This window comes from Vibrio coralliirubri (assembly GCF_024347375.1).
GTDB lineage: Bacteria > Pseudomonadota > Gammaproteobacteria > Enterobacterales > Vibrionaceae > Vibrio > Vibrio coralliirubri.
The window spans coordinates 134,362-159,503 of record NZ_AP025471.1 but is presented as its reverse complement, the minus strand read 5'-3'; the positions used below and the strand labels follow the sequence as shown (position 1 = coordinate 159,503).

20 protein-coding genes and 3 pseudogenes are annotated in these 25,142 nt (G+C 43.6%); 13 read left to right on the top strand and 10 right to left on the bottom strand.

What is annotated here, in order from left to right; genetic code table 11:
- Window positions 1-477: 477 nt before the first annotated feature.
- Both OCV20_RS17375 and OCV20_RS17370 read left to right on the top strand, forming a co-directional pair.
- Window positions 478-1,275: pseudogene (locus tag OCV20_RS17375) on the top strand (iron-containing alcohol dehydrogenase); the annotation flags it as partial.
- A gap of 180 nt (window positions 1,276-1,455) precedes the next feature.
- A complete protein-coding gene (locus OCV20_RS17370; protein WP_050621668.1) occupies window positions 1,456-2,379 on the top strand; it encodes a hypothetical protein in 924 nt (307 codons plus the stop codon).
- Between the two features lie 130 nt (window positions 2,380-2,509).
- On the opposite strand, the gene OCV20_RS17365 is transcribed toward OCV20_RS17370, so the two are convergent.
- Window positions 2,510-2,944, bottom strand: coding sequence for a YccF domain-containing protein (locus tag OCV20_RS17365; protein ID WP_086775647.1), 435 nt, complete (start codon window positions 2,942-2,944; stop codon window positions 2,510-2,512).
- A gap of 247 nt (window positions 2,945-3,191) precedes the next feature.
- On the opposite strand from OCV20_RS17365, the gene OCV20_RS17360 reads away from it, so the two are divergent.
- Entirely contained in the window at window positions 3,192-3,317 is a 126-nt protein-coding gene (locus OCV20_RS17360) for a hypothetical protein (RefSeq protein WP_017075772.1), read from the top strand.
- A 121-nt stretch (window positions 3,318-3,438) separates the two neighbouring features.
- Here OCV20_RS17360 and OCV20_RS17355 read toward each other — a convergent pair whose 3' ends face one another.
- Complete coding sequence (locus OCV20_RS17355; RefSeq protein ID WP_086775648.1) at window positions 3,439-4,515, bottom strand: threonine aldolase family protein; 1,077 nt, start codon at window positions 4,513-4,515, stop codon at window positions 3,439-3,441.
- Window positions 4,516-4,819: 304 nt separating this feature from the next.
- Here OCV20_RS17355 and OCV20_RS17350 point away from each other — a divergent pair, with 304 nt between their 5' ends.
- The 5 genes and pseudogenes from OCV20_RS17350 to OCV20_RS17330 form a co-directional block, all read left to right on the top strand.
- Window positions 4,820-5,437, top strand: a complete 618-nt coding sequence (locus tag OCV20_RS17350; RefSeq protein WP_046223961.1) for an NAD(P)H-dependent oxidoreductase — start codon at window positions 4,820-4,822, stop codon at window positions 5,435-5,437.
- Entirely contained in the window at window positions 5,437-7,362 is a 1,926-nt protein-coding gene (locus tag OCV20_RS17345; RefSeq protein WP_048608770.1) for a monovalent cation:proton antiporter-2 (CPA2) family protein, read from the top strand. Before OCV20_RS17350 ends, OCV20_RS17345 begins: the two co-directional genes overlap by 1 nt.
- A 540-nt stretch (window positions 7,363-7,902) precedes the next feature.
- The gene (locus tag OCV20_RS17340) at window positions 7,903-9,126 is read left to right on the top strand and encodes a DUF819 family protein (protein WP_086775649.1); all 1,224 of its coding nucleotides are present in this window, start codon (window positions 7,903-7,905) and stop codon (window positions 9,124-9,126) included.
- 586 nt (window positions 9,127-9,712) lie between these two features.
- Window positions 9,713-10,633, top strand: coding sequence for an IS5 family transposase (locus OCV20_RS17335; RefSeq protein WP_086773621.1), 921 nt, complete (start codon window positions 9,713-9,715; stop codon window positions 10,631-10,633).
- Window positions 10,634-10,687: 54 nt separating this feature from the next.
- Window positions 10,688-11,131: pseudogene (locus OCV20_RS17330) on the top strand (hypothetical protein); the annotation flags it as partial.
- Here the strand turns inward: OCV20_RS17330 and OCV20_RS17325 are convergent.
- Window positions 11,091-12,011 (bottom strand): IS5 family transposase, encoded by a 921-nt coding sequence (locus OCV20_RS17325; protein ID WP_086773621.1) that lies wholly within the window; start codon window positions 12,009-12,011, stop codon window positions 11,091-11,093. The pseudogene OCV20_RS17330 and the gene OCV20_RS17325 sit on opposite strands and share 41 nt — an antisense overlap.
- Window positions 12,012-13,152: 1,141 nt before the next feature.
- Between OCV20_RS17325 and OCV20_RS17320 the strand changes: the two genes are divergently transcribed.
- Together OCV20_RS17320 and OCV20_RS17315 are read left to right on the top strand one after the other, a co-directional pair.
- Window positions 13,153-14,073 (top strand): IS5 family transposase, encoded by a 921-nt coding sequence (locus tag OCV20_RS17320; protein WP_086773621.1) that lies wholly within the window; start codon window positions 13,153-13,155, stop codon window positions 14,071-14,073.
- A 425-nt stretch (window positions 14,074-14,498) separates the two neighbouring features.
- Complete coding sequence (locus OCV20_RS17315) at window positions 14,499-14,750, top strand: hypothetical protein (protein WP_157896353.1); 252 nt, start codon at window positions 14,499-14,501, stop codon at window positions 14,748-14,750.
- 19 nt (window positions 14,751-14,769) lie between these two features.
- Here the strand turns inward: OCV20_RS17315 and OCV20_RS17310 are convergent.
- From OCV20_RS17310 to OCV20_RS17290, 5 genes and pseudogenes are all read right to left on the bottom strand, one after another.
- Window positions 14,770-14,967 (bottom strand): annotated as a pseudogene (locus OCV20_RS17310) (Tn7 transposase TnsA N-terminal domain-containing protein); the annotation flags it as partial.
- A 183-nt stretch (window positions 14,968-15,150) separates the two neighbouring features.
- A complete protein-coding gene (locus tag OCV20_RS17305) occupies window positions 15,151-16,194 on the bottom strand; it encodes a GMP reductase (RefSeq protein WP_050650856.1) in 1,044 nt (347 codons plus the stop codon).
- A gap of 864 nt (window positions 16,195-17,058) precedes the next feature.
- Window positions 17,059-17,496, bottom strand: coding sequence for a PAS domain-containing protein (locus tag OCV20_RS17300; protein ID WP_048606084.1), 438 nt, complete (start codon window positions 17,494-17,496; stop codon window positions 17,059-17,061).
- A gap of 1 nt (window position 17,497) precedes the next feature.
- A complete protein-coding gene (locus OCV20_RS17295) occupies window positions 17,498-18,502 on the bottom strand; it encodes a response regulator (RefSeq protein ID WP_050620532.1) in 1,005 nt (334 codons plus the stop codon).
- 305 nt (window positions 18,503-18,807) lie between these two features.
- Window positions 18,808-19,053 carry a hypothetical protein gene (locus OCV20_RS17290; RefSeq protein WP_086775090.1) on the bottom strand — a complete coding sequence of 82 codons (246 nt, stop codon included), beginning with the start codon at window positions 19,051-19,053 and terminating at the stop codon, window positions 18,808-18,810.
- 212 nt (window positions 19,054-19,265) lie between these two features.
- On the opposite strand from OCV20_RS17290, the gene OCV20_RS17285 reads away from it, so the two are divergent.
- Entirely contained in the window at window positions 19,266-19,703 is a 438-nt protein-coding gene (locus OCV20_RS17285; protein WP_048610860.1) for a Spy/CpxP family protein refolding chaperone, read from the top strand.
- 137 nt (window positions 19,704-19,840) lie between these two features.
- Here the strand turns inward: OCV20_RS17285 and OCV20_RS17280 are convergent, their stop codons facing one another.
- Window positions 19,841-21,193: an MATE family efflux transporter gene (locus OCV20_RS17280; protein ID WP_086775089.1), complete on the bottom strand. Its 1,353-nt coding sequence runs from the start codon at window positions 21,191-21,193 to the stop codon at window positions 19,841-19,843.
- A gap of 100 nt (window positions 21,194-21,293) precedes the next feature.
- Here OCV20_RS17280 and OCV20_RS17275 point away from each other — a divergent pair, with 100 nt between their 5' ends.
- Together OCV20_RS17275 and OCV20_RS17270 are read left to right on the top strand one after the other, a co-directional pair.
- Window positions 21,294-22,247, top strand: a complete 954-nt coding sequence (locus OCV20_RS17275) for a LysR family transcriptional regulator (RefSeq protein ID WP_086775088.1) — start codon at window positions 21,294-21,296, stop codon at window positions 22,245-22,247.
- A 133-nt stretch (window positions 22,248-22,380) separates the two neighbouring features.
- On the top strand, window positions 22,381-23,502 hold the full coding sequence (locus OCV20_RS17270; RefSeq protein ID WP_086775087.1) for an FAD-dependent monooxygenase: 1,122 nt from the start codon (window positions 22,381-22,383) through the stop codon (window positions 23,500-23,502).
- 118 nt (window positions 23,503-23,620) lie between these two features.
- Here the strand turns inward: OCV20_RS17270 and OCV20_RS17265 are convergent, their stop codons facing one another.
- Window positions 23,621-25,021 carry an alpha-amylase family protein gene (locus OCV20_RS17265; RefSeq protein ID WP_086775086.1) on the bottom strand — a complete coding sequence of 467 codons (1,401 nt, stop codon included), beginning with the start codon at window positions 25,019-25,021 and terminating at the stop codon, window positions 23,621-23,623.
- Window positions 25,022-25,142: the final 121 nt, after the last annotated feature.

The following is a 25,142-nucleotide window of genomic DNA, read 5'->3' as shown; positions in this document are numbered from 1 at the left end:
GAAGTTTCATTATAAGTATTTATAGCTATGAAAGACAATGGCTTAACACGCTGATAGTTAGGTCGAATTGACACCCGTGAAACTACATGGGGATTCACGACGAACAGCATTAGAAGAATGGATAACTTTTAATAAGGTAAAAGGTCTATCCAATAATGGGGCAATATTGTGTTTGACCTAACTGGCAGCGTCAGAAGGGCTGAGAAACTGACAGGTTGAGTCCGGACTAGTCCATCGATACGCGTACTAGTCTATCATATTGATTCAAAAGACGCCTTTCTAGTCAAGTTGAGCGTTCTTTAAGCCTAAAAACTCACATTGAGCCAACTCTCACCTATTCTTGTTGGCACCAAAAGGTGTGAATCGTAAGTTTGTAATTCTCACTTTTTTTGTGATTTTTCTTTAAAATGTGTGAAAGTTGAGAAAACCTTATGGTAACTGATGCCTCACACCAATTTAAACAATAAAAGTGTAAGGGTGTACGAAGGCGTAGACCAATCTGAAAAGCCAATGATGCCATTGATCGCTATCAACACCACGGCTGGTACGGCATCTGAAATGACTCGTTTCTGCATTATTACTGACGAAGCTCGTCACATTAAGATGGCTATCGTTGATAAGCACACAACACCACTTATCTCAGTAAACGATCCTGAGTTGATGCTTGCTAAACCTGCATCATTAACTGCTGCAACGGGTATGGATGCGTTAACGCACGCAATCGAAGCTTACGTTTCAATCGCAGCAACGCCAATTACCGACGCTGTAGCAATTAAAGCAATCGAACTTGTGCAAGCGCACCTAAGAACAGCAGTAACGCACGGCGAAGACATTGAAGCTCGTGAGCAGATGGCTTATGCACAGTTCATGGCGGGTATGGCATTCAACAACGCTTCTCTTGGTTATGTTCACGCAATGGCGCACCAACTGGGTGGTTTCTACGACCTTCCACACGGTGTATGTAACGCTATCTTGCTTCCACACGTTCAACGCTACAACGCGCAAGTTTGCCCAGAGCGTCTACGTGATGTGGCAAAAGCAATGGGTGTGAATGTTGAAGGCATGACAGCAGAACAAGGCGCAGAAGCTGCGATCAACGCGATTGTTCAACTTGCAAACGACGTGAACATCCCAACAGGTATCGCGCAACTTGGTGCGAAACTAGAAGACATCCCAACGCTGTCTGACAACGCACTGAAAGATGCTTGTGGTTTCACTAACCCTAAACAAGCAACTCACGAAGAGATCTCAGCAATCTTCGAAGCGGCAATGTAACCTAGATACAAATCACTTCTTATAGCTAAAACAAACGGGCTCACCTTCTGAGTCCGTTTTCTTTTATCTGTCCTGTCCCCTTCAAATCTTTGCCTCCTATCTAATCACTAAAAAGTCGCATTGTTGCAATCGCTTGGTTATAGTCAAACTATTGATATATAGAATAACAAACAGGTTCCATTGAGTCGTAGGATAGCTAGCACCTCATTATTGGCGTCACTCATTTCATACTCCGTTCAGGCAGAGGAACAAAATGAGTGTCACAGTCAGCCGTTAGAAGACGCCCCTGTCGAAAAGGCTTACCATTTCCTGAACAGTAAGTTTTGCCAACCCGCACTCTGGTTCGATAGCTTCTTTGTCGATGACCGAATAACTGAAGATGCCAGAGCTGGCACATCTGTACGTTGGTATAACGATTTTATTTATTCTGAAGGTGGGGAGCTAGACTACTCGACCAAGCTCAATGCGCGTCTTCACCTTCCCTTTGTCAGTAAACGCCTAAAGTTGATCTACGAATCAGTCAGCGATGAAGAGTTCTTGGATTTTTTTCCGAATGATTCCGATGAATTGGAAAGTGCGTTAGGCCTGCGTTACGACGCTTATGCTAAGGGTTATAGCAGCTTCAATATTAAGGCGACGTTGCGACCGCGTATCGAAGCTCGCTACCGTTTTACCTACCCTCTCACCACCGATGCGGTATTCAGGCTTACCCAACGGGTATATCAAGAAAAACAAGAGACTGGCGAAATCACTGACATCGATTTTGATCTTTCTTTGAGTGATGATTTCTTGGCTCGATGGTCAAGCTTTGCTGGATATAACGACGATCTTAAAGGTTGGAACTATGGTACAGGATTAACCTTGTATCATTATCTTGCTCAAGACCAAGCACTCCAATATAGCGCCACGATTAATGCTACGGATGAGCCTCATAATCATTACGAATACGCTCAGGTTTCGGTTACCTACCGACAAAACGTATGGAAAGAGTGGCTGTTCTACGAACTCATCCCTCGTTATCAATGGGAACGAGAACCCCATGAGAAACACACCGAAGAAGCCAACATCACTCTGCGGCTTGAAGTCCTATTCAATAATGTCTAGCTCAATAATATCTAGCTCAACAACGCATAGTTAGTGTTTAGGATATGAGCATCGAGAGATAAGAACAGAGGCACAAAAAAAGCACATCATGCGATGTGCTTTTCAGTTCAATCCGGCTGAAAGTGTAATCTTAACCTTTGTAATTTCTTACTCGCGCCGCTTCTGCTTCACGTTTATCGACAACCGTCTTACCGATTGGCGCCAGTGAGATAACCGCTAGCTTAAGGTGTTGAATCGCGAACGGAATACCGATGATAGTAATGAAACACGCCACAGCTGACATAATGTGACCAATCGCAAGCCAGATCCCCGCAAATAAGAACCAAATAACGTTACCAATCACACCTAGCGAGCTCGTGCCGATGTCCATTTCATTGGTTAGTTCGTCACGCGAAATCGCTTCCTGACCAAATGGGAAGAATGAGAAGTTACCCATAACGAAACACGCTCTACCCCATGGAATACCAACGATGGTTAGGAATGCGAGCAGTCCGAAGAACCACCAAGCTAGTCCCATAAATACGCCACCGAACAGAAACCAAATGATGTTTCCTATTGTTTTCATTCTGTATTCTCCAAATCTTTGAATGCTGTTTATTTGATATGCCGAGTAAGGCAATGCTTGTTCTAATAGGTTCATTATTGTTGAACCTTTATGAACCGTTTATGAATCACTTACATTTTATGTGATTGATATACACCACGGTTCTCTAAATCTACATAGGGCTAAACCCATTTATTTGATACCATACACTTAGATTTTTAGTACCAAAAAGCTAAACAGACTCAACAACGAATTTAAGGCCGAATTTATGAATAACACTGAGCAACCTAAAAAGAAAATCAAAAACTGGGTGCCAATCGTCTTCTTCGGACTTCTCAGCACGGTTCCAGTGTTCATGTTCTTAGTCGATGTGTACATCAACCAGTATATGTAACAGAGCCTGTCATCCTAGCTGCATAAATGGATACCGGACCGATTTCCTGTATCCATTTCCATTAGGTCCATTCTTCTGTAATCAACTCAACTCTTCCGCAATCAAATTAACTCTTAGTTAATCAAATCAGCTCTTCGTTAATAAAATCAAGAATGTCGATCAGCTCATGATCAGGCAGATTCAGCAAGTTATCACCTACATACCATTCAATTTTACATTGGTTTGGCAGTTCGCTGATCGCTGGGTTTCCTATCCAAACCTTGTGTTTCTTCGCGATGTTATCTCTCACGATAATGCCGTCTTCGTAGCTCACAGGTAAATAGAGGTGAAGCATGTTGACCTGCGGTTGCTGCGGGTTAACCGTGAACTGAGGGTAATCTTGTAGTATTTGATAAACCTGTTTGGTGCGTTCGTATAAAGCAGGCATCAGTTCTAATCGCTCATCAAACTGCATTGCTGCTGAAACCACATAAGGCGTTCGGTGATAAACATTGCCACCTTGGCGCTTCATCCACGCCGATGCTTTCGCGACAAAGGCTTTATCGCCCAACAATAACGAACCACCAAGGCCATTGAGACCTTTATACAGCGAAACATAAGCACTATCGAAGCCCTGAGCAATCTCGCTGTATGGCTTCTGGTAATACGCGCCGCACTCCCACAAACGTGCACCATCCATATGAAGATGAATCGATTGTTCTTTGCAGTATTGCTTGATAACTTCAAGCTCTTCCCATTCTGGTAATTGGCCGCCAATTTCGCGCATCGGCAACTCATACAGAGCGGCTGCGATCTCATCAGGCCACGCCTTTAAGTCATCAACATTCCAAGTGCGAAACACGTTGCCGACTGGAAGCACGTTGAAACGATTTTGGAGCTGATACCCTTGGCGTTCATGGCGAATGATATGACTCGACTCATGCATCGCTACTACCGGGTTTCTTTTCTCTTGGCACGCAATTTCTAATGCTGTGGGTTGGTTCATAGTACCTGTAATAACAAACACGGCAGCTTCATAACCAAGCAGCTCTGCGACCTTGTTTTCAAAGCTCTCGATAAATTCGCCATCACCGTAGCTATCATGGCTCACATTGTGTGTTTCACACCATTCAGCCATCTGAGCGAATGTTTGTGCTGGTGTCGGTTCTAGATGACCAGAAAGCAACAAATCACATTGTTGACGCAAGTCCATGCTCATAGTTTTTTCCTTTATTCATTATCGTTCTATGTAGGGTTATTGGATTATTTACGTTACCCACCAACGGTGACATAAAATGCCCATATTCGCTTTTACTATTCGTGAATAATTAGTTTTACTCAGTCATCGGCTACTTGCGCCTAAAAGACACAAAATGACTGGTGTCCTATATAATTAAACGCAGAAAAGCACACGTATCTAAACAAATAAGTATGGGCTAATTCGTTGTTGTTCAACCATTCTTCTATTATTGTATAACTATAATTCCAATAAATATTATTCGTTAATGGACAAAGAGGGCTATATGTCGAAAAATCGAGTCTTGGTGCTATTCGCTCACCCTTCTCAACATCGTTCTGAAGCAAACAAACCCTTATTTGAACAAGCCAAACGCGTTGACGGTGTTACCTGTGTCGATCTCTATGCCGAGTATCCGACATTTAAAATCAACATCGACCGTGAACAGAAACGCCTGTTAGACCATGACATCATCATTTTTCAGTTCCCTTTGTATTGGTACTCAACACCGGCAATTCTTAAAGAATGGCAAGACCTTGTTCTTGAATACGGCTTCGCCTACGGCGCCGATGGTAATGAACTACAGGGCAAAAACTTGTTATGTAGCATCACTGCAGGTGGTAAAAAAGATGCCTACCAAAGCGATGGCTACAACCATTTCACTATTCGAGAACTGCTTCATCCAATCGAACAAACCGCTTCTCTATGTGGGATGAACTATCTTGCACCCTTTGCGTTATTTGGCTCGCGTACCGCGTTGGAAGAAAACCGCATTCAAGAGCATGTCGATAGCTATAAAGTGCTGTTAGAGGCGTTAGTTGCTGGCAAGATCAATATCAAGAAAGCCAGCAAAGCAGAAAAACTCAACCACTACGTAGAAGAACTAATGGCAGAGGTTAAATAATGACGGGATATTTTCTACAAGCGTTTATCTACTTAGTCGCAGCAGTTATTGCCGTGCCTATTGCCAAAAGACTTGGCCTTGGTTCTGTGTTGGGTTACCTCATTGCTGGTGTTGTGATTGGCCCAATCATTGGTCTAGTGGGTGAAGAGACCACAACCATTCAACACTTTGCCGAGTTTGGTGTGGTTATGATGCTGTTCTTGGTCGGTCTTGAACTTGAACCTAAGATGCTTTGGGCAATGAGAAACCGACTTATGGGGCTGGGTGGCCTGCAAGTTGGTGGCACGACCGCGATTGTAATGGGTATCGCCCTGTTCTTTGGGCAGCCTTGGACCATTGCGCTGACTATCGGTTTGATCTTCGCACTGTCATCTACCGCGATTGTTCTCCAAACCTTTAACGAAAAAGGGCTATCCAAAACAGAAGGCGGAAAGAACGCTTTCTCAGTCCTACTGTTCCAAGATATTGCCGTCATCCCTATGTTGGCATTTATCCCTCTATTAGCCTTGCCAGAATTAATCGAAGCTGCACAAAGCGCGGTCGCTTCGGCTTCTGATCATCATGAAGAGTTAAGCCTTGTTGCTGGCCTACCCGGTTGGGCTTATGGCCTTGTGATCACAGCATCTATTGCGATTGTTGTGGTCGGCGGACACTTCTTGAGTCGTCCACTGTTCCGCTTCGTGGCAAGCTCAGGTCTGCGTGAAATCTTTACTGCAACCGCACTGATGTTGGTGATTGGTATTGCTGCACTGATGAGCCTAGTCGGCCTATCCCCCGCTTTAGGTACCTTCCTTGCGGGTGTGGTATTGGCGAACAGTGAATTCCGCCACGAGCTTGAGTCTAATATCGACCCGTTTAAAGGGCTACTGCTTGGCTTGTTCTTCATCACCGTAGGTGCAGGCATCAACTTTGATGTTCTATTCAACGACTTTGGTTTGATCATTGGCCTAACTCTTGGCGTTATGCTTCTTAAAGCCTTAGTGCTATTTACGTTGGCATTGATCTTCAAAATCAAAAACAGTGACCGTTGGCTGTTTACATTGAGCTTGGCGCAAGCCGGTGAGTTTGGTTTCGTACTACTAAGCTTCTCAGCTCAAAACCACGTATTACCTGCTGACATCGTCCAAACATTGTCGCTGGTTGTGGCACTTTCAATGTTCCTAACGCCAGGGCTGTTCATTCTATTTGATAAAGTGATTCTTCCTCGTTACGAACAAAAATCTAACGACCGAGAAGAAGATACTATCGAAGAAAAAGGCACCGTTATCATTGCGGGCATTGGTCGATTCGGTCAAATCGTTAACCGCTTGTTGGTGTCGAACGATGTCAATACGGTGGTTCTGGATCACCAAGCGAACCAAGTAGACTTACTGCGCTCTATCAATATCAAATCTTACTTTGGTGATGCGACTCGTCACGACTTATTGCATACCGCCGGAATCGAAGAAGCCGCAATGCTAGTAGTAGCAATCGATAACCAAGACTCAAGTGTTGAGTTAGTGAAGTACGTTAAGCACACATACCCTAAAGTGAAAATCTTAGCCCGCGCATTCGACCGAGGTCATAGTTATCGCTTACGAGAAGCAGGTGCAGACTTTGTGGAATCAGAGACCTACCATTCTGCTCTTGAAATGGGGGCAGAAGCCTTGCGTTCTTTGGGTCATCACCCATTCTTCGTTGAACAACAGAAATCGACGTATCAACGTGTTGAAAGCCGTAAGTCTGAAAAGCTCTACCAAGCTTGGTCTGAAGCGGAAGAGAACCCGCGCTACGACAACAACTACCGACAAATCTTCATTCACCTTGAAGAAGCAATGAAAGAAGATATGAAAAAAGACCGTTCAGACAAGCACTCTCGATCTGAACGAGGTTGGACACCGCCACCGAAAGGCTATGCAGATGGCTTTGAGGAAGAAGAGTCTTAAGCAGCATCTAGACTTCAGCTCTAGATAACCATGCAATTCAACCATCAAAAGCGGCTATTTAAGCCGCTTTTTCTTTCATTTACCCCCTACAAAACGTCAAATGAGCATAAGTATCAGGTGCTGAAACTCGTAATCCGAGAGATTTGTGTGATCTAGCTAAAATTTTTAATTTCTGACTACATAGCAAAAGTGGATTCAATTTTTACATTATTGAAACATTCCAACCCTGCATAAACCACACCATAAACATGGCTGTATATGCACTCATTCCTGCCATTCAAGCACCCACCCAATTCATAGCGACCACTCGCTAAGGCTTGAATTACATTGCATATATCGAAATACGCCGCAAAAGCCCCAACAAACCCATTCACCAATCAAATAAATAACGCACGACATTCACAAATTCAAACCATCAAAATTAACATAAACATTTCAAAATATGTCTATCGTTACAATTTGTAACGAATGACGGTTGTCGGTATAGTCCTGCAATTCAAAAAGTGAGACCTTTGCGCTCACCTTAAAGGAGATATAATAATGATTACTAATGATGCTGTAATAATGGGCATGTTAGCTGTTATTCTTGGCGGTGTTTTTATCACGGAAAGTAGCCAAAATAGCGCACTGAAAAAATTCTACTCGTTCGTTCCGGGTCTATTGCTCTGTTACTTTGTTCCTTCTCTATTGAACAGCCTAGGCATCATCGACGCATCAAACTCAAAGCTGTACTTTGTTGCAAGTCGTTACCTATTACCAAGCGCACTCGTTCTACTGATCATCTCAGCTGACTTACGCAAAATCTTCGGCCTTGGCTCAAAAGCCGTCATCATGTTCCTAACGGGTACTGTCGGCATCATCATTGGTGGCCCTTTGGCGATTTTAATTATCGACCAAGTTAACCCTGACCTCGTATCTGGCGATGTATGGCGTGGCCTTACGACTGTAGCTGGTTCTTGGATCGGCGGCGGTGCGAACCAAGCAGCAATGAAAGAAGTGTTCGAGGTTGATGATCAACTCTTCTCTGCAATGATTACGGTTGATGTTATCTGTGCGAACATTTGGATGGCCGTGTTACTTATCATGGCAGGTCGTCAGAAGAAGATTGATGCATGGTTAAAAGCGGATACTTCATCTATTGAAGAGCTAAAAGAGACGGTATCTAAATACCAAGAAGAGAACGCGCGCCCAACAACCACAACCGACCTCATGAAGATCACGGCAATTGCCTTCGGTTTAACAGGTTTGGCTCACTTATTCAGTGACATGATTGCACCATGGATCTCAACCAATGCGCCGGAACTTGCGAAATACAGCCTGACATCTGGCTTCTTCTGGCTGATCGTAATGGTGACAACGTTCGCGCTGGTCGCTTCATGCTTCAAATCTACACGCAGCCTTGAGCACAGCGGCGCGTCTAAAGTCGGTTCAGCGTTCATCTACATCCTAGTTGCAACTATCGGTATGCAAATGGATGTGACAGCTATCTTAGACAACCCAGGTTACTTCTTCATTGGTATTACATGGTTAACTATTCATGCCCTTCTGATGATTGTAATGGCGAAGCTAATTCGTGCACCATTGTTCTTCATGGCTGTAGGTAGCCAAGCTAACGTAGGCGGCGCTGCATCGGCACCTATCGTCGCGGCTGCATTCCACCCAGCATTGGCACCAGTAGGTATCCTAATGGCGGTATTGGGTTACGCTCTCGGTACATACGGCGCTTACATCTGTGGTCTCATCATGCAGGTTGCTGCTGGTTAATACGACTAGCGCTAACAATCTGTTGAATTTTAAATCCGATATTGGTTCGCCAATGTCGGATTTTTTATGCGCGTTATCCAGAAGTAATAAAACAGGGAATTAAAACTTAAGTTCATACTTATATTTAATGATTAGAACTTACCAAACAACTATTTCTACTTCCTTCCTAAAACACACTCGATTAATTACTATATTTCTACTGTCTTTGCATTGTTAACATTCAAAGAAATTTAACATCGGTTAAATTTATACATACATCTGTCATATTGCGTAGCAAGCCGTATGTGTTTAGCATCTACCCTCATAGAGAAAACGAAACTTAGAGATAGACCCCCCACGAAAAGGAAAGTATGGCGACAAGCCAAGTCCTGCAAGATTGAAAGTCGCCATACTCCGAAACCGTATAACAATAAATATATGAATGGTTATAGAATAAAGTTATCCCAAATGACTTATCTCAAAGAACCGAACACTCCCACAAAGAACATTTTCCTCTAGGAGTAGAGAGGCTTTGTTGCGTAATTCAATGGAACTAAATCAAGAACCTACGATCTGATCAGCTACCTCCACTCTATCTCGTAGTCCTATGCCTAAGCCTCGTTATAAAACAACCAACTGGAAGCAATACAACCGATCACTCATTAACCGTGGTTCTCTGACTTTTTGGATTGATGAAGAAGCAATAAGCGGATGGGCGCAAAGCAAACAGAATAAGCGCGGTAGGCCGCGTCGGTTCAGTGATTTAGCTATCACGACAGCACTCATGGTCAAACGAGTTTTTTCTATGCCATTGAGAGCGCTGCAAGGATTTATCGACTCGATATTTAGGTTAGCCCATGTACCGTTAAGTTGTCCGCATTACACCTGCATCAGTCGTAGAGCCAAGCAAGTTGAGGTTTCATTTAAGACTAAAACGAGAGGAGCGATACAGCACCTAGCCATTGATGCTACTGGCCTTAAGGTTTATGGCGAAGGTGAATGGAAAGTCAAAAAACATGGGACGGATGGCAAGCGTAGAGTCTGGCGAAAGCTGCATATTGCAGTCGATACCAACACTCATGAGATCATTGCCGCCGAGCTAAGTTTATCGACGGTTACAGATGGAGAAGTACTCCCGAACTTACTGAAACAAACACGCCGAAGTATCCTTGAGGTGTCTGGTGATGGCGCTTACGACACGAGAGCGTGTCACGCTGCTATTAAGATTAAGGGAGCTATTGCGCTTATTCCCCCAAGAGAAGGGGCTGCCTTCTGGGAGCGTGGTCACCCTCGAAATTTCGCCGTGGGTTGCCAGAAATTATACGACTCAAATAAGTATTGGAAAGAGCGGTATGGATACCACAAACGTTCACTCTCAGAAACAGCGATGTATCGAGTTAAACAGTTGCTAGGAGGGAAACTGAGCTTAAGAAATTACAATGCCCAGGTGGGTGAAACTTACGCGATGATAAAAGCGTTGAACAAGCTTACTGGGTTAGGTATGCCTGAAACTTGTCGTATTGACTAAGAAACAAGCGAAACGGGTTGGCTCTATCTCTAAATTTAATTACGCAACAAAGCCCCTACGGGCAGCAGTGACTTAACGGCGGATCAATTTGCTGTCGGGCCAGAGTTTATGGTCGGGAAGGCGAGTAGCGAGCGAGTTTTCGGTATGTTTCCAAATCACTTGTATGGTGTTTCTGGAGACGGAGCCGACCATTCTGATACTCGAATCAACAAGACATCGACACAAGTGTTTTGGGTTGAGATATTAGGAGGAGGTTGGACTGTGGGCTCTGCGCCGACATTCACCTATGACTGGAATAAGGATCAGGCGGAAATTCCGTTGAATATCAGTGTTAGCAAAACAACGGTTCTGAATGGACGCCCTTGGAAGTTTGGCATTGAAGCGAACTATTACCTTGAGAAAGGGCTTTGTTGCGTAATTAAATTTAGAGATAGAGCCAACCCGTTTCGCTTGTTTCTTAGTCAATACGACAAGTTTCAGGCATACCTAACCCAGTAAGCTTGTTCAACGCTTTTATCATCGCGTAAGTTTCACCCACCTGGGCATTGTAATTTCTTAAGCTCAGTTTCCCTCCTAGCAACTGTTTAACTCGATACATCGCTGTTTCTGAGAGTGAACGTTTGTGGTATCCATACCGCTCTTTCCAATACTTATTTGAGTCGTATAATTTCTGGCAACCCACGGCGAAATTTCGAGGGTGACCACGCTCCCAGAAGGCAGCCCCTTCTCTTGGGGGAATAAGCGCAATAGCTCCCTTAATCTTAATAGCAGCGTGACACGCTCTCGTGTCGTAAGCGCCATCACCAGACACCTCAAGGATACTTCGGCGTGTTTGTTTCAGTAAGTTCGGGAGTACTTCTCCATCTGTAACCGTCGATAAACTTAGCTCGGCGGCAATGATCTCATGAGTGTTGGTATCGACTGCAATATGCAGCTTTCGCCAGACTCTACGCTTGCCATCCGTCCCATGTTTTTTGACTTTCCATTCACCTTCGCCATAAACCTTAAGGCCAGTAGCATCAATGGCTAGGTGCTGTATCGCTCCTCTCGTTTTAGTCTTAAATGAAACCTCAACTTGCTTGGCTCTACGACTGATGCAGGTGTAATGCGGACAACTTAACGGTACATGGGCTAACCTAAATATCGAGTCGATAAATCCTTGCAGCGCTCTCAATGGCATAGAAAAAACTCGTTTGACCATGAGTGCTGTCGTGATAGCTAAATCACTGAACCGACGCGGCCTACCGCGCTTATTCTGTTTGCTTTGCGCCCATCCGCTTATTGCTTCTTCATCAATCCAAAAAGTCAGAGAACCACGGTTAATGAGTGATCGGTTGTATTGCTTCCAGTTGGTTGTTTTATAACGAGGCTTAGGCATAGGACTACGAGATAGAGTGGAGGTAGCTGATCAGATCGTAGGTTCTTGATTTAGTTCCATTGAATTACGCAACAAAGCCAGGCTTAGGCATAGGACTACGAGATAGAGTGGAGGTAGCTGATCAGATCGTAGGTTCTTGATTTAGTTCCATTGAATTACGCAACAAAGCCCCTCCAATGGCAATCAAAATCGAGGGACAACCAGATAGATGACGACTTCTCAACGAATAAGACTAATCGAATGATTAAGTAAACCTCTGTTCATTTGTCTTAAGACAACTAAATGCTACTACTGGGAATTAAAGCTAAAGTATGCGACGTCTTTAATCTAAAGAGATTGCTCAGAAGCAATAGCTTCATTTAAAGCCATGTATATTAAATTAACACTTACTTATCTCCAACAGTGAAATGACCCTTTGACTTAATATCTAAAGTATCAAAACAAAGGTGATTTTTTGAAAGATTGTCATTGCGTATAATCCATTATTGTTTACTTATATTACTCAGGAAGAATAAGTTTAGGCACTTTTGATTATCATCAAAAATTAAGTGATAAGTTCATGTGATAGTGTTGCTATTGCAGTAAGTTACGTGGTTGAGCAATGCCGAGAAGCCCAAAATTAAATATTTAAAATATAATGTAGTGATTAAAGTAATAGAAAAGAAAGAAGTGTCGAAAGTGAACGGTAGCGTTACGTGTGAAAATATTCACACAGGAGAAAAGAAAACGTTAACTCTACTAGAGAACTACCCTTCAGGCCGGAAACCTTATTATACTTCAAATGGTGGTAGCCACTCGAAGTAATCTAAATAAATAATTAGATTTAATATATGTAATTTCTTTTAGGAAGCACATATATAATTAATTGTATGTTATAAAAATAAGTGTTACATCAGCATTACCTTATAGTTAACCTTAACATAAGTACCTCTCACTCATACTAATAAATAAGAACAAAATAAAAAATCATTTGAAATTTCTGAATAGCCGTATGGCAATGAAATGACTTTTATTTAGGGGGGCTAAACTAACGAGAAAATAGTGATGAATGAAGAAAAATATGGCTTTGTTGCGTAATTCAATGGAACTAAATCAAGAACCTACGATCTGATCAGCTACCTCCACTCTATCTCGTAGTCCTATGCCTAAGCCTCGTTATAAAACAACCAACTGGAAGCAATACAACCGATCACTCATTAACCGTGGTTCTCTGACTTTTTGGATTGATGAAGAAGCAATAAGCGGATGGGCGCAAAGCAAACAGAATAAGCGCGGTAGGCCGCGTCGGTTCAGTGATTTAGCTATCACGACAGCACTCATGGTCAAACGAGTTTTTTCTATGCCATTGAGAGCGCTGCAAGGATTTATCGACTCGATATTTAGGTTAGCCCATGTACCGTTAAGTTGTCCGCATTACACCTGCATCAGTCGTAGAGCCAAGCAAGTTGAGGTTTCATTTAAGACTAAAACGAGAGGAGCGATACAGCACCTAGCCATTGATGCTACTGGCCTTAAGGTTTATGGCGAAGGTGAATGGAAAGTCAAAAAACATGGGACGGATGGCAAGCGTAGAGTCTGGCGAAAGCTGCATATTGCAGTCGATACCAACACTCATGAGATCATTGCCGCCGAGCTAAGTTTATCGACGGTTACAGATGGAGAAGTACTCCCGAACTTACTGAAACAAACACGCCGAAGTATCCTTGAGGTGTCTGGTGATGGCGCTTACGACACGAGAGCGTGTCACGCTGCTATTAAGATTAAGGGAGCTATTGCGCTTATTCCCCCAAGAGAAGGGGCTGCCTTCTGGGAGCGTGGTCACCCTCGAAATTTCGCCGTGGGTTGCCAGAAATTATACGACTCAAATAAGTATTGGAAAGAGCGGTATGGATACCACAAACGTTCACTCTCAGAAACAGCGATGTATCGAGTTAAACAGTTGCTAGGAGGGAAACTGAGCTTAAGAAATTACAATGCCCAGGTGGGTGAAACTTACGCGATGATAAAAGCGTTGAACAAGCTTACTGGGTTAGGTATGCCTGAAACTTGTCGTATTGACTAAGAAACAAGCGAAACGGGTTGGCTCTATCTCTAAATTTAATTACGCAACAAAGCCCATTGGAGGCTACGAGTCACCTATTGTGGTCTAATATGGTCCCCATACTATCTGCACCAGTTGTTAAAAGATTATGGTATTAAACAGTGAGTAGTGTCAGATTTATCCTTCGTCGCTTCTGTGTCTAACTATTGAAGATTTGTACCCTAGCGCGTAAATACTCATACAACCAAGACGAATTTATTGATAATCAATGTACAAGCGTATGTGGGGTCTATATTAAGGTTTGTCGGTCATTTCAGCGAAAATTCCCATGTAAGTAGCTAGCCTGACATCTATCTCAAAATTAGTTCACAAATGCCATTTTTCTTCCTTTAAGACTGATTCAATCTCGAATTAGAAAAAAGCCATATACACTAGAGGTATCGAAAATGGAAATAAGTCGTAGAGACAGTTTAAAAATGTTAGGGGTTGCAGTTACAACCACTGCTCTCCCTATAAGTTTTAGTAGTTTGTCATCAGAACAGCAAAACTCTCTAGTTACCAATGGTTATGTCTCCATTGATAGAGCCAGCGCCAATCAGTTTGATGGTTTTCGAGTAGCGGGTATATCTGAAAGCCATCCTCTCTCAACACGTACAGATCTTGACCACAGTCCAATGTTTGCTCTTTCTGAGCTCTAAACTTTTCTTTAAACTCATCTTTCTCTGCAATGTGCTTGGGCTTGATCTCATAGAATGATTGGTATGAATCTTTGTAGGTGACTAAAAAATCAGGCGTATATCTACGTCGCTTACCCTCAATAAAGTATTCAAAACCGATAGGTTGAGCTTCGAAGTTGACAATCTGTGGCGAAAACTCGAAGTGGACGCATACATCAAACTCTAGGTCAGACTCCACAGTGTGGATGGAGTTCGTTTTGAGGCTAACAAAGTGGAATATGTTTTTTACAGAAGAGTTTCTGAGAATTCGCTTTTTTATAATAAAACAACCATACCTGTTGTAAACTTACTAAAGCATTGTACACTTTATGAGCCATTTAAAGGTATGGTTGTTTTTACAAACTATTTGAATCAGTTCAGATTACTCTTTACCGAATACGTTGTTCTCTTGCTCTTGTACACGGATGAAAGTCGTACGCTTAGTTAGCTCTTTAAGCTTTGCTGCGCCTACGTATGTACAAGTTGAACGTACACCACCAAGGATGTCAGAAATTGTGTTGTGAACTGAACCACGGTATGGAAGCAAAACAGTTTTACCTTCCGCAGCACGGTACTTAGCAACACCACCTGAGTGCTTGTCCATAGCCGACTGTGAAGACATGCCGTAGAACTTCATGAATTGCTTACCGTCTTGCTCTACAACTTCGCCGCCTGACTCAGAGTGACCTGCTAGCATGCCGCCTAGCATTACGAAGTCAGCACCGCCGCCGAACGCTTTAGATACGTCACCCGCACATGAACAGCCACCGTCACCGATGATCATGCCGCCAAGGCCGTGTGCTGCGTCGCCACACTCGATGATTGCAGAAAGTTGAGGGTAACCTACGCCTGTTTTAACACGTGTAGTACAAACAGAACCAGGGCCGATACCAACCTTAACAATGTCTGCGCCAGCTAGAATTAGCTCTTCAACCATGTCACCTGTTACAACGTTACCAGCAGAGATAACTTTAGTCGGGAATTCAGCACGTACTTTTTGTACGTACTCAACTAGGTGCTCTGAGTAGCCGTTAGCGATATCAATACAGATAAATACGAAGTCTTCGCTAAGCGCCATGATTTGCTTTGTTTTCTCAAACTCAGCTTCAGATGTACCCGTTGATACAAATACGTTGTTCAGTGTTTTCTTGTCTGCTGTTTTAGCGAACTCAGCCCACTGCTCTACTGTGTAGTGCTTGTGTACTGCAGTCATAACACCGTGCTCTGCTAGAGCAGCTGCCATTTCAAAGCTTGCTACCGAATCCATGTTAGCTGCAATTACTGGAGTACCAGACCATTGACGACCGCTATGCTTGAATGTAAAATCGCGGGTTAATTCAACTTGAGAACGGCTTTTAAGGGTAGAACGCTTCGGACGGAAGAGTACATCTTTGAAACCTAACTTAAGTTCTTGTTCGATACGCATGGTGTTTTCCTTGATTCATAAAATTATGTGTCTCTCGCGAAATGCGTAGTAAAACCGTTGGCAGACGGGTTTACTTTTCTTCGGACACAAAAAAACCGGAGCGTTGGCAGACGCTCCGGTTTTCAGCATTATAGGTCGTGATTTAGTAACAGCAAGTCTGATATTTCACTTTTTTTTATGCTATCCTCTCAAAGATTCCATATCCGCTAAAACTCCCCCAGCTACACTTTCCAACTAAATTCTTACTAATTAATAACTTAGCGAACCATCCACGCAAACTCTGTTGGTTTATTGCGCAATCGTTTTCCTTCAGATTTCACACAATATCGCCCTCATAATGCAAATATGTGAAGAAAGTGACTCGAAATCACATAAAAATCACACTTTTCTCCAACAAAAAAATGCCTTTTTTCTTAAATAAATTCGATTTTTTCTAATTTTTATCTGTTTTCGACCAAATTGGGTAATCTCGTGACGCTTTTGTTTTGCTGTCACTTGGAAAAGTAGGGTAAAAACGACTCAATCTAGAGACCAAGATTCACTTGGGTTTGATAATTCAACCTTCACACTCCATTAAATGCCCCTTCTCAGCTTGCACTTTATAAATCCAATTTCTATTAACCCGGAGCATTACGGTTCCAAAAGCACGTTTCGTTACAGCGCTTTCGTTCATTTAACCTAGAAGACTTTGCAAATCGCTCAGTAAAAGAGGATTGGTTGACGTGAAAAACTGGGGGAAAAGATAAGATTTGAAGAATAGAAAGCAAAAAATGGCTAAGGTGGTTAACCTTAGCCATTTTTATTCGCGTATTAGACTGATACTAATACGCGTATAGGAAAGCGTTGTTTGGCGAATAGAACGATCTAGTTCTTTTGAGAGACTAACGCTTCTGCAGTTGCATCTTGAATAGACAAGAACAATGAGGTCACTTGCCCTGTTGGCGAGCGCATCGGGTTTAGCGTCACGTTCTGATACATGAAATCAGCTTGTTGGGTTACTGGCCTAACGTTACGACACTTAAACAGATAAGGCCTTTGTTGCCATGTAATGAAGCTACGACAGCCTAGGTCGTAGACGGGCTTGGTTTTCAGCCTAAACCACTCTTCTGGGATTTCAGGAAACAGTTCAAAGATCGACTTACCGATCGCATCATGTGATTGCTTACCACTATGGTGCGTCATGAAACCATTCCAGACTTGTACCTGAAAATCACGGTTAATAACCACCAGCCCCATATCGACGTTTTGAACCATGTCGACCATCCAGTGGAACTGTTCAAATTCAGCAGGAAGATTCAGCATATTAAAACTCCTCCATTAGGTAGGCCAATTTGTTGTCTAGAAGTGGCAAAGACTCATCAACAAACATAAATAGAAGGTCACAACGGATGGAAGTGCCGTCTATGTTGTAGCTGACTTCGAACGTCATGGTCTTTTTAAATGAGCCGCTGGTATTTTCGATAACCGAGTCGATCGAGATATGTTGCCCTAGTAGAACAGGCGAACTCTGGAAGAAACGAACTTCTGATTGCTCCCCTAACCCATTCAAGAATGAGCCGACTAAGATGTTCGATACATCCATCAGCAGCTCTAGTTCTTCTAGCTGCTCGCTTTCTGTTGGCACCTTCATGAGTTTCTTAAGGTCGCTCACACTGGAATCACTCAACAAAACTAGTGCTTCACCTGCAATGCCTTCTCCGCTGAAGCCTTGGCAAACACCCGACACTTGGTCGTTATCGGCTAGATCGCGAAGTGCCATGTGCAATTCACTCACTTCGAAGATGTTGACGTTCGGCAACGGTAGATGAACAAACACATTAAAGTGACGAGCCAGCGCATCAGCTGCACGGCCTATCGCTACGTTCGCCACTTCCATATAGACATCACGTCTGCGAAGTATTGGCAGTTCTAAAGCGGTTGGGGTAATAATTTGAGGTTGTTTTGGCGGCTCGACATGCTCACGTAAAATAGCTTTTAGTGCTTCTTTATCGATCGGCTTTTGCAAAAACGCTTTGGCGCCGAGATCCAGCACCTTCTGTTGCGCTTTTGGTTGTATGTCACCAGAAACAACGACAACAGGCGTGGTATCACCTAAACGTTGCATCTCTTCCAATGTGCCATAGCCGTCTAATTCCGGCATGGTGAGGTCGAGGAACATTAATTTGAACTGGTTTTTAGCGAGCTCTTCAAGTGCATTAAGCCCATGAACAGCAAAAGTTATATCTGCATTTAGAGAACTAGGCAGTGACCGAGCCATCTGCTTCCTTGCTAACGCAGAATCATCACATATAAGAACTGGGAACGACATAAATGCACCACTGACAAATTAAAGCTAATTCGAACGAGTGTAACAGAACATTATGGTATCAGGTACGGGGTGAATGGATTTATGTGCAGATTATTAGTAAGAATGATGAAACAGGTGGGTAAGCTATTATTTCGCATTATTCTTCATGAAAAACAATATGCTACAAAGGTAATAGCCACTCCTTACTGTTGAGTAATAGCACTATTTTATTTAACAGCAGCCTTAACAAACGGGTTTATTAAGGCTCGGTTACTCATTCATTTATCGGCTTTATGTGCCTATGATAAGAGAGATAGTGTGAAGAACTAGAACTGATATGAAGGCCATAGAATCAGTAATGCGAAACGTATGATCACAGCAAATATCAACAGAGCGATACCCAGACGGTACCATTTGTATTCGGCTATGCTCATTGGGATACGCTTGTAGAACATCGTAATCACGCCTTTCCAATCGCTACTGCGTCTTCCGTACTGCATCATGCTCGTCAAAACAAACAGTGCGCCAAGCACTAGCATTCCTTTTTCAGCCCAGAACAATCCAACTTCCATTTGTGTATTCCTTGATAAAACGGTGAGCGACTTAAGTCATTCTAGTCACCTTTTAGCTCGGTTTCTGTAAGACCAAGGTCTAACTCATTCCGTGTCTAGACGAGCGTAACTAAATGAACGCAATGAGCTCGGCGAATTAAACTGAACGACATATTCATATCGAGTTCAGCTTCGCCATCTATACTCATGTTTCCACTAACAGGAGAAACTCAATGAAATCACTGAAAAAGTCGCTTTGTGTATTAACTGCTTCAGCTCTACTCGTTACCGCTCCTTTTGTGAGTGCTTCATCACCACAACAACCGCCACAGCCGGCGCTTAGCCCATTGCAAATGGTTATTGCTTCTCTGAATCTAACCGAAGAGCAACAAGCGGAAGTATTCTCTCTTGTTGAAGATTATCAATCCGATCGAACAGAGATTGATATGGAGAGCGCAATAGAGCTTAAGAAGAAACAGATCAGCCTTGTGACTCAACCTGATTTCAATGAAGCTGAGATGGAAAAGGTCATCGACACCGTTCAAGCAACCGAGAAGTCGATGGTGATGCAAGAAATGCGTCTAAAGAACAACATCTATAACGTGTTAACTGAAGAACAAAAAGAGCAATTCAAAACGATGATGAAATCTGCGCTCTCTGGTGGCAAGTAGTCTGGTAATAAAGCTACCTTATAACCAATAGGTACTCCCTACATCCTGATATTGATTCATTCCCCCAAGGATCAATTTAGATAAACAAAAGCCGCAGTCGTTGATGACTACGGCTTTTTCGTTATCAACTAACTTAATTAAGAGTAAGCTGAACAATCTAAATCTGGTGTCTTGCTGCTCTTGTTTAGAACAACCATTAAATGAATCAGCAATAGAATACCTGTCACGCCTAAACCCACGCCGATTCCGCCCCAAATCCCTGCCAATTCAAATTTTGGCATCAAATACCAAGCTGCAGGTAGGCCAAATACCCAGTAACCGATTGCAGTCATCACGGTTGGCATAGAGACAATCTTCATCCCTCTAAGCAAGTTAATCACCAGCAGTTGCCATGCATCAACAATAAAGCACAACGCCACTACCCAGATAACAGAAGCTAATAGCGAAGTCATTGCACCCGTACCATCGTCTAACTTGAAGATAGAGGCGATCATCTCAGGCCATATGATAAACACAGCCGACAACGCCACACTCAACACCGACACCAATATGAAGCTTTGAATCGAGGTTCTTTTGATCCCTTCGAAGTTACCCGCGCCAAAATCACGACCAACCAAAATCGCCGCAGCTTGTGAGAAGCCAAAATTGAAGTTCCAAGTAAAGCTCAAACATTGCAGCAGGATTTGGTGCAGAGCTAACGAAGCAATACTGATCGTGCCCGCCATTAAGGTGCCACCGTAAATAAGGCCATGCTCAAGTAAAGCTGCCAAGCCGATAGGTAGACCCATCAACAACAAAGGGCTCATCAGCTTGATGGAGTACTCTTCTGTATTTAGCCAAGGGGCGAACTGCTTAAACTCGTCGCGCTTAAATACCCAAACCGTGTATCCGACCATCACGATAAATGCCGCGATAGCCGTACCAAGCCCTAAACCCGTTAAGCCCATGTCTAATTGGAAGGTTAAAAAGTAGCTCACTGGCACATTCAGAATTACGGTGATAATAGACATCACCAGAATAGAACGCACATTGCCAAACGCACTGGTTAAGCCACGAAGCACCAACAAGATAAGCGAAGGCAACATCACCCACTTCAAAGCATGGACATATTCCATCGCTAAAGTGATCACTTCTGGCGGCTGTTTTGCGGCTTCTAATACCAACGGAGCAAACCAGAAGCTGGCCATTAAGGTCACGCTGAGCACGAACGCCAACATGGTTGCGCCTTTCACCGCCAATCTGATTTGTGTATTCCCAAACTCTGGGCGAGCGACGCGCTGACCATAAGCGATCGCAATCAAGTTCGCGACACAACCTACAGTGCTGCTCGCAATAATGAAGATAAAAAAGTAGATAGAGGCTCCTAAGCCACCAGCCGCAAGGGCTGACACACTGATACGCGACATCATCCAAACATCAGTAAGGACTAAAGCCATAGAGATCAGCTGTGAAATGATCAAAGGGAATGCAAGAGTGAGTATTTTTTTCATGAGCGCCTCAGTTAATTTCGCCCAAAATACGATCGATGAGGCTGGCGTTCAATTGATAAATTTGCGACTCTAACATTCCAAAAACTCATGCGAACGAATTATGACCCCATATCCTAGCTTGCCATCCTCACATAATGGCTTAAAAGCGTTTGAAGCTGCTGCAAGGCTGATGAGCTTTACTCTGGCTGCCGAAGAGCTGCATGTGACACAAAGTGCAATCAGTCGACAGATCAAACAGCTTGAAGATGAGTTAAACGCATCACTGGTTATTCGTAAGCATCGAGCCATAGAATTAACGGTACAAGGTCATGATTTGTATGTCGCTTTGCGAGAAAGCTATGGCAATATCGAAGCCGTTATCGCCTCTTGGAGTGAGCCGAAACAGAAGCGTATCGTGATCAAAGCGACTCTTAGTTTCGCGACGCGAGTATTGATCTCCAAAGTTCGGGAATTAAACGAGCGTTATCAAGATCATGAGATCGTCATTGTTCCTGTAATTGAGGAAGACGAATCGATTAATAGTAGTGAGTATGATCTACTGATCTTCCACACGCGCTTCAAAAAACGCTATGACAAAGCACCAGACATCACCTTCTTGCGGGAAGAGTTTATGGCACCGGTTTGCTCAACTAGCCTAACCACCAAAGACACCGACCTTGATTCGATCTTAACCTTGCCAAGGCTGCATCCAACCTTAGATCACCACGATTGGAAAGTGTGGTTGTCCGATGTTGAATTCCCACCAAAGAAGCCTGTCAGAAATACCAGTTTCTTGTCTTTAGATATGGCGCTCAGTGCCTGTTTATCCGGTGAAGGCGTTACAGTTACGGATCTGTTGTTAGTTCAACAAGATCTCCAACGAGGCTTCTTGTACTGCCCTAAGAATGCAAAGATCCAACACAGTGCTTGGACTTATTTTATCCACCAGCGTAGCCACACGCCTATCATCAACGACCTTATTGAATGGCTTAGAGAAGAGACAACGAAAGAGATCGAGTTGCTGAAAGTACTGTCTCATCAGAATCATTGGTTTGGTGTCATCCAAGATCATTAGGGGATCGGAATCTCAGTTTTAGAAATCGCATTAACCTTATAATTTATAACGTTTATTTATCGATTCGAATGACCTATCTTACGCCCTATGAACCAGTACACAGATATTGGCATCTTATTCTTAGGAGAAAGTCATGGAACAACAACGTCTCAAAGTCGCAATTATTGGTGCAGGGCTGAATGGTTTAGCACTCGCATTATCACTGCGTAAATTTGGTATTAAAGCTCGAATATATGAGAAGGCAGCACAACCACGTGCTGACGGTACTGGCATCATTATGTGGCCAGAGGGCATGCAAGTTCTTGCAGCATTAGTGGGTGTCGATAAAGTCAAAGCTGCATGTAACCAAGTCGATACCATCTCGACATTAACGGCCACAGGGTTGCCCATCAACACACTCAATATGAGTGACTCTCCAAGCAAAGCCAACGCGCCAATTGGTTTATTTCATCGCAGCCGTTTATACCAACTGCTATTAAATGAGCTAGAAGATGACTGCATCGTCACTAACCAAACCTGCACTGTTGTTCAAAACGACGATGAGCCGCAGATTCTGATCAACGGCGAACCCATTGATGCGGATATTATTGTCGGTGCCGACGGCGTGTTCTCTCAAGTGAGAAAGTTTGTCGCGCCTGATGTGACACTAAGACAACCGAACGTCTATTGCTGCCGTGGTGAGATTGATTTCAAAGCACCTGAAATCAGCGATGATGAGTGTTATGTTTTTGCGGGTGATAAATCTCGAATCGTAACCTACACCTACGAGCGAGAAACCCAAGGTAAATACTGGTTTGCCGCATGTGCCGTTCAAGAAGGTGAAACGCTGTCTAAACAAACCGTGTTAGAGCAGTTCTCTCACTATCCTAGCTATCTACTGGATATGATTCGAGATACGCCTGAATCGAAGATCTTGCCTTCTCCACTCACCGATGTTGCCCCATTTGATACTTGGTATCGCGGCAATGCTGTTCTACTGGGAGATTCCTGTTGCGCTGTGTTGCCGACCATGGGTATCGGTTTCAGCTTAGGTATCGAGAACGCTTATGTGCTGGCACAAAGTATTGCCTCTAACTTTGAAGGTACAGAGCAAGCATTCAAACGCTATCGGCAGCGTGCTCAGCAACGTTCGCATGAACTGCAAAACATCACACACCGACTCAGTGAACTGACATACAAAGACGAGTTCAACCCAGTCGAAGTGGCGGAGCTTTACCAACAGTTCGCTATCGCGAATAGCCGCTCGCCTTTCTAAACATTAGGTTCGTAAAAACGCGCCAGTTTCAAAACGACTCGTTTACTCAACAATAAGCCGCAGCAAATGCTGCGGCTTATGCTATCTACCCGTTATGTTTCACTTTGTTGAGCAAACATTAAAGCTTAAACATACGCGCACTGCGTGGTGGTAGATTGAACGTATGGTAGCGAGAAGAAATGGTTTCTGTCGCGCTGCTTAATACATCTTTGTATTGAACATGCCAATTGAACTCATGCTGGTAAGTATCAACCGTCACGCCACGCGTTTCGCCACATTTGTTAATTCCTACAACGCCTTCTTTGCCACGCTTAAACAGCAAAGTACATTGGTCGCTCGAAATCATCGTCATTGATTTACCTTGCATCGCGTTATGGAAGCTCAGCATATTCTTCATGTTCGAGCTATTCCAAACATTGCCCCAACGACCGTTATCCTTATCTTCAGAATCCGGTAGATCATCACTGTAAATCAACGGCGTGCCACCATCTTTGCCAAGGATGTAAGCGTAAGCAAGCTGCTCATCTTGTGGGTCCATAATTTGATAACGGAAGCCGTCATTGGTTGGAATGTCATGTGTGATCGCAAAAGTGATCGAACGGTTGTCATCGAGTGCTTGGCCGTACGCTTTTGGATCATGCAGTTGGTTCAAGCCACCGCCCATCGAGAATGCAGCACGAATCGACGCAAACAGTGGGAAGTCATACGCAGAGTGATTGGTGTTGTTTAAGTATGGCGCTAAGAACGACTCATAGCCGCTGTTCCCTGCTCCACCGCTGGTAATCACTTCACCGAACACATGCATGTTCGCTGTAATTTCAGGTGTGAATACCTGATCGATTTGATACTGGCTCATGTGCTTCACCGCATCAATTCGGAAACCTTTGATGCCCATATCCTTTAATGCTTTCAGATATAAGCGCTGCTGTGAAACCACCCAGTTATTTGGGTCGAGATCAGGCAAACCTACATCGCCATCAGCCCCGCACAAACGCCAATATTGAACATGACCAGGGTCGTTCCAATCTGAAATACAGCCCGCGGCATGGAAATCGTTAGCGGAGACAAAACCTTGCGCTAGATTGCCAAACAGAGTCTGGTCAGCATAGTAGCTTGAACGGCTCGCATAATCGTTTAGCACTTCGGTGCCTGGGTAATCCAAGTCACTTCGCTTCCAGCTTTCATTCGCCATATGGTTGAGCACCACATCAGCGTATACATCAACGCCCACGGCTTTAAGTGAGGCAATCATTGCGGCCAAATCTTGTTTATTGCCGAGAGGTGAATCAATGGTTCGAAGATCTTGAGGTTGGTAGCGCGCCCACCATTGGCTGCCGCTCGATTTCATTGCCGGAGCAACCAGTACTTTTTTATAACCGGCTTGAGCAATTTGATTGGCGTTGGCTGTCACATCTGAATATTTCCAGTTGAAAGCGTGCAAGATGGTGTCTGCATAAGTAGCTGAACTGAAAGAGCAAAGCGCGAGCGCGGATATGAGTAGGGTATTGACTGGTTTCATAGAACATATCTCTTATTATAAATTCACGAGAATGATATGACTAAGAAAGACAATTAAAACGACCGATAAATCAGAGTTGAATTAGCGTCACCTTCTGTTGATATTGATTTTATAAAATTGA

Bases quoted from the DNA above. Each gene is read 5' to 3' on its own strand.
- OCV20_RS17315 (WP_157896353.1), top strand. From the start codon at position 14,499: ATGGAAATAAGTCGTAGAGACAGTTTAAAAATGTTAGGGGTTGCAGTT.
- OCV20_RS17305 (WP_050650856.1), bottom strand. From the start codon at position 16,194: ATGCGTATCGAACAAGAACTTAAGTTAGGTTTCAAAGATGTACTCTTC.
- OCV20_RS17340 (WP_086775649.1), top strand. From the start codon at position 7,903: ATGATTACTAATGATGCTGTAATAATGGGCATGTTAGCTGTTATTCTT.
- OCV20_RS17300 (WP_048606084.1), bottom strand. From the start codon at position 17,496: ATGCTGAATCTTCCTGCTGAATTTGAACAGTTCCACTGGATGGTCGAC.
- OCV20_RS17335 (WP_086773621.1), top strand. From the start codon at position 9,713: ATGCCTAAGCCTCGTTATAAAACAACCAACTGGAAGCAATACAACCGA.
- OCV20_RS17285 (WP_048610860.1), top strand. From the start codon at position 19,266: ATGAAATCACTGAAAAAGTCGCTTTGTGTATTAACTGCTTCAGCTCTA.
- OCV20_RS17365 (WP_086775647.1), bottom strand. From the start codon at position 2,944: ATGAAAACAATAGGAAACATCATTTGGTTTCTGTTCGGTGGCGTATTT.
- OCV20_RS17270 (WP_086775087.1), top strand. From the start codon at position 22,381: ATGGAACAACAACGTCTCAAAGTCGCAATTATTGGTGCAGGGCTGAAT.
- OCV20_RS17320 (WP_086773621.1), top strand. From the start codon at position 13,153: ATGCCTAAGCCTCGTTATAAAACAACCAACTGGAAGCAATACAACCGA.
- OCV20_RS17280 (WP_086775089.1), bottom strand. From the start codon at position 21,193: ATGAAAAAAATACTCACTCTTGCATTCCCTTTGATCATTTCACAGCTG.
- OCV20_RS17360 (WP_017075772.1), top strand. From the start codon at position 3,192: ATGAATAACACTGAGCAACCTAAAAAGAAAATCAAAAACTGGGTGCCA.
- OCV20_RS17355 (WP_086775648.1), bottom strand. From the start codon at position 4,515: ATGAGCATGGACTTGCGTCAACAATGTGATTTGTTGCTTTCTGGTCAT.
- OCV20_RS17265 (WP_086775086.1), bottom strand. From the start codon at position 25,021: ATGAAACCAGTCAATACCCTACTCATATCCGCGCTCGCGCTTTGCTCT.
- OCV20_RS17275 (WP_086775088.1), top strand. From the start codon at position 21,294: ATGACCCCATATCCTAGCTTGCCATCCTCACATAATGGCTTAAAAGCG.
- OCV20_RS17290 (WP_086775090.1), bottom strand. From the start codon at position 19,053: ATGGAAGTTGGATTGTTCTGGGCTGAAAAAGGAATGCTAGTGCTTGGC.
- OCV20_RS17325 (WP_086773621.1), bottom strand. From the start codon at position 12,011: ATGCCTAAGCCTCGTTATAAAACAACCAACTGGAAGCAATACAACCGA.
- OCV20_RS17295 (WP_050620532.1), bottom strand. From the start codon at position 18,502: ATGTCGTTCCCAGTTCTTATATGTGATGATTCTGCGTTAGCAAGGAAG.
- OCV20_RS17345 (WP_048608770.1), top strand. From the start codon at position 5,437: ATGACGGGATATTTTCTACAAGCGTTTATCTACTTAGTCGCAGCAGTT.
- OCV20_RS17350 (WP_046223961.1), top strand. From the start codon at position 4,820: ATGTCGAAAAATCGAGTCTTGGTGCTATTCGCTCACCCTTCTCAACAT.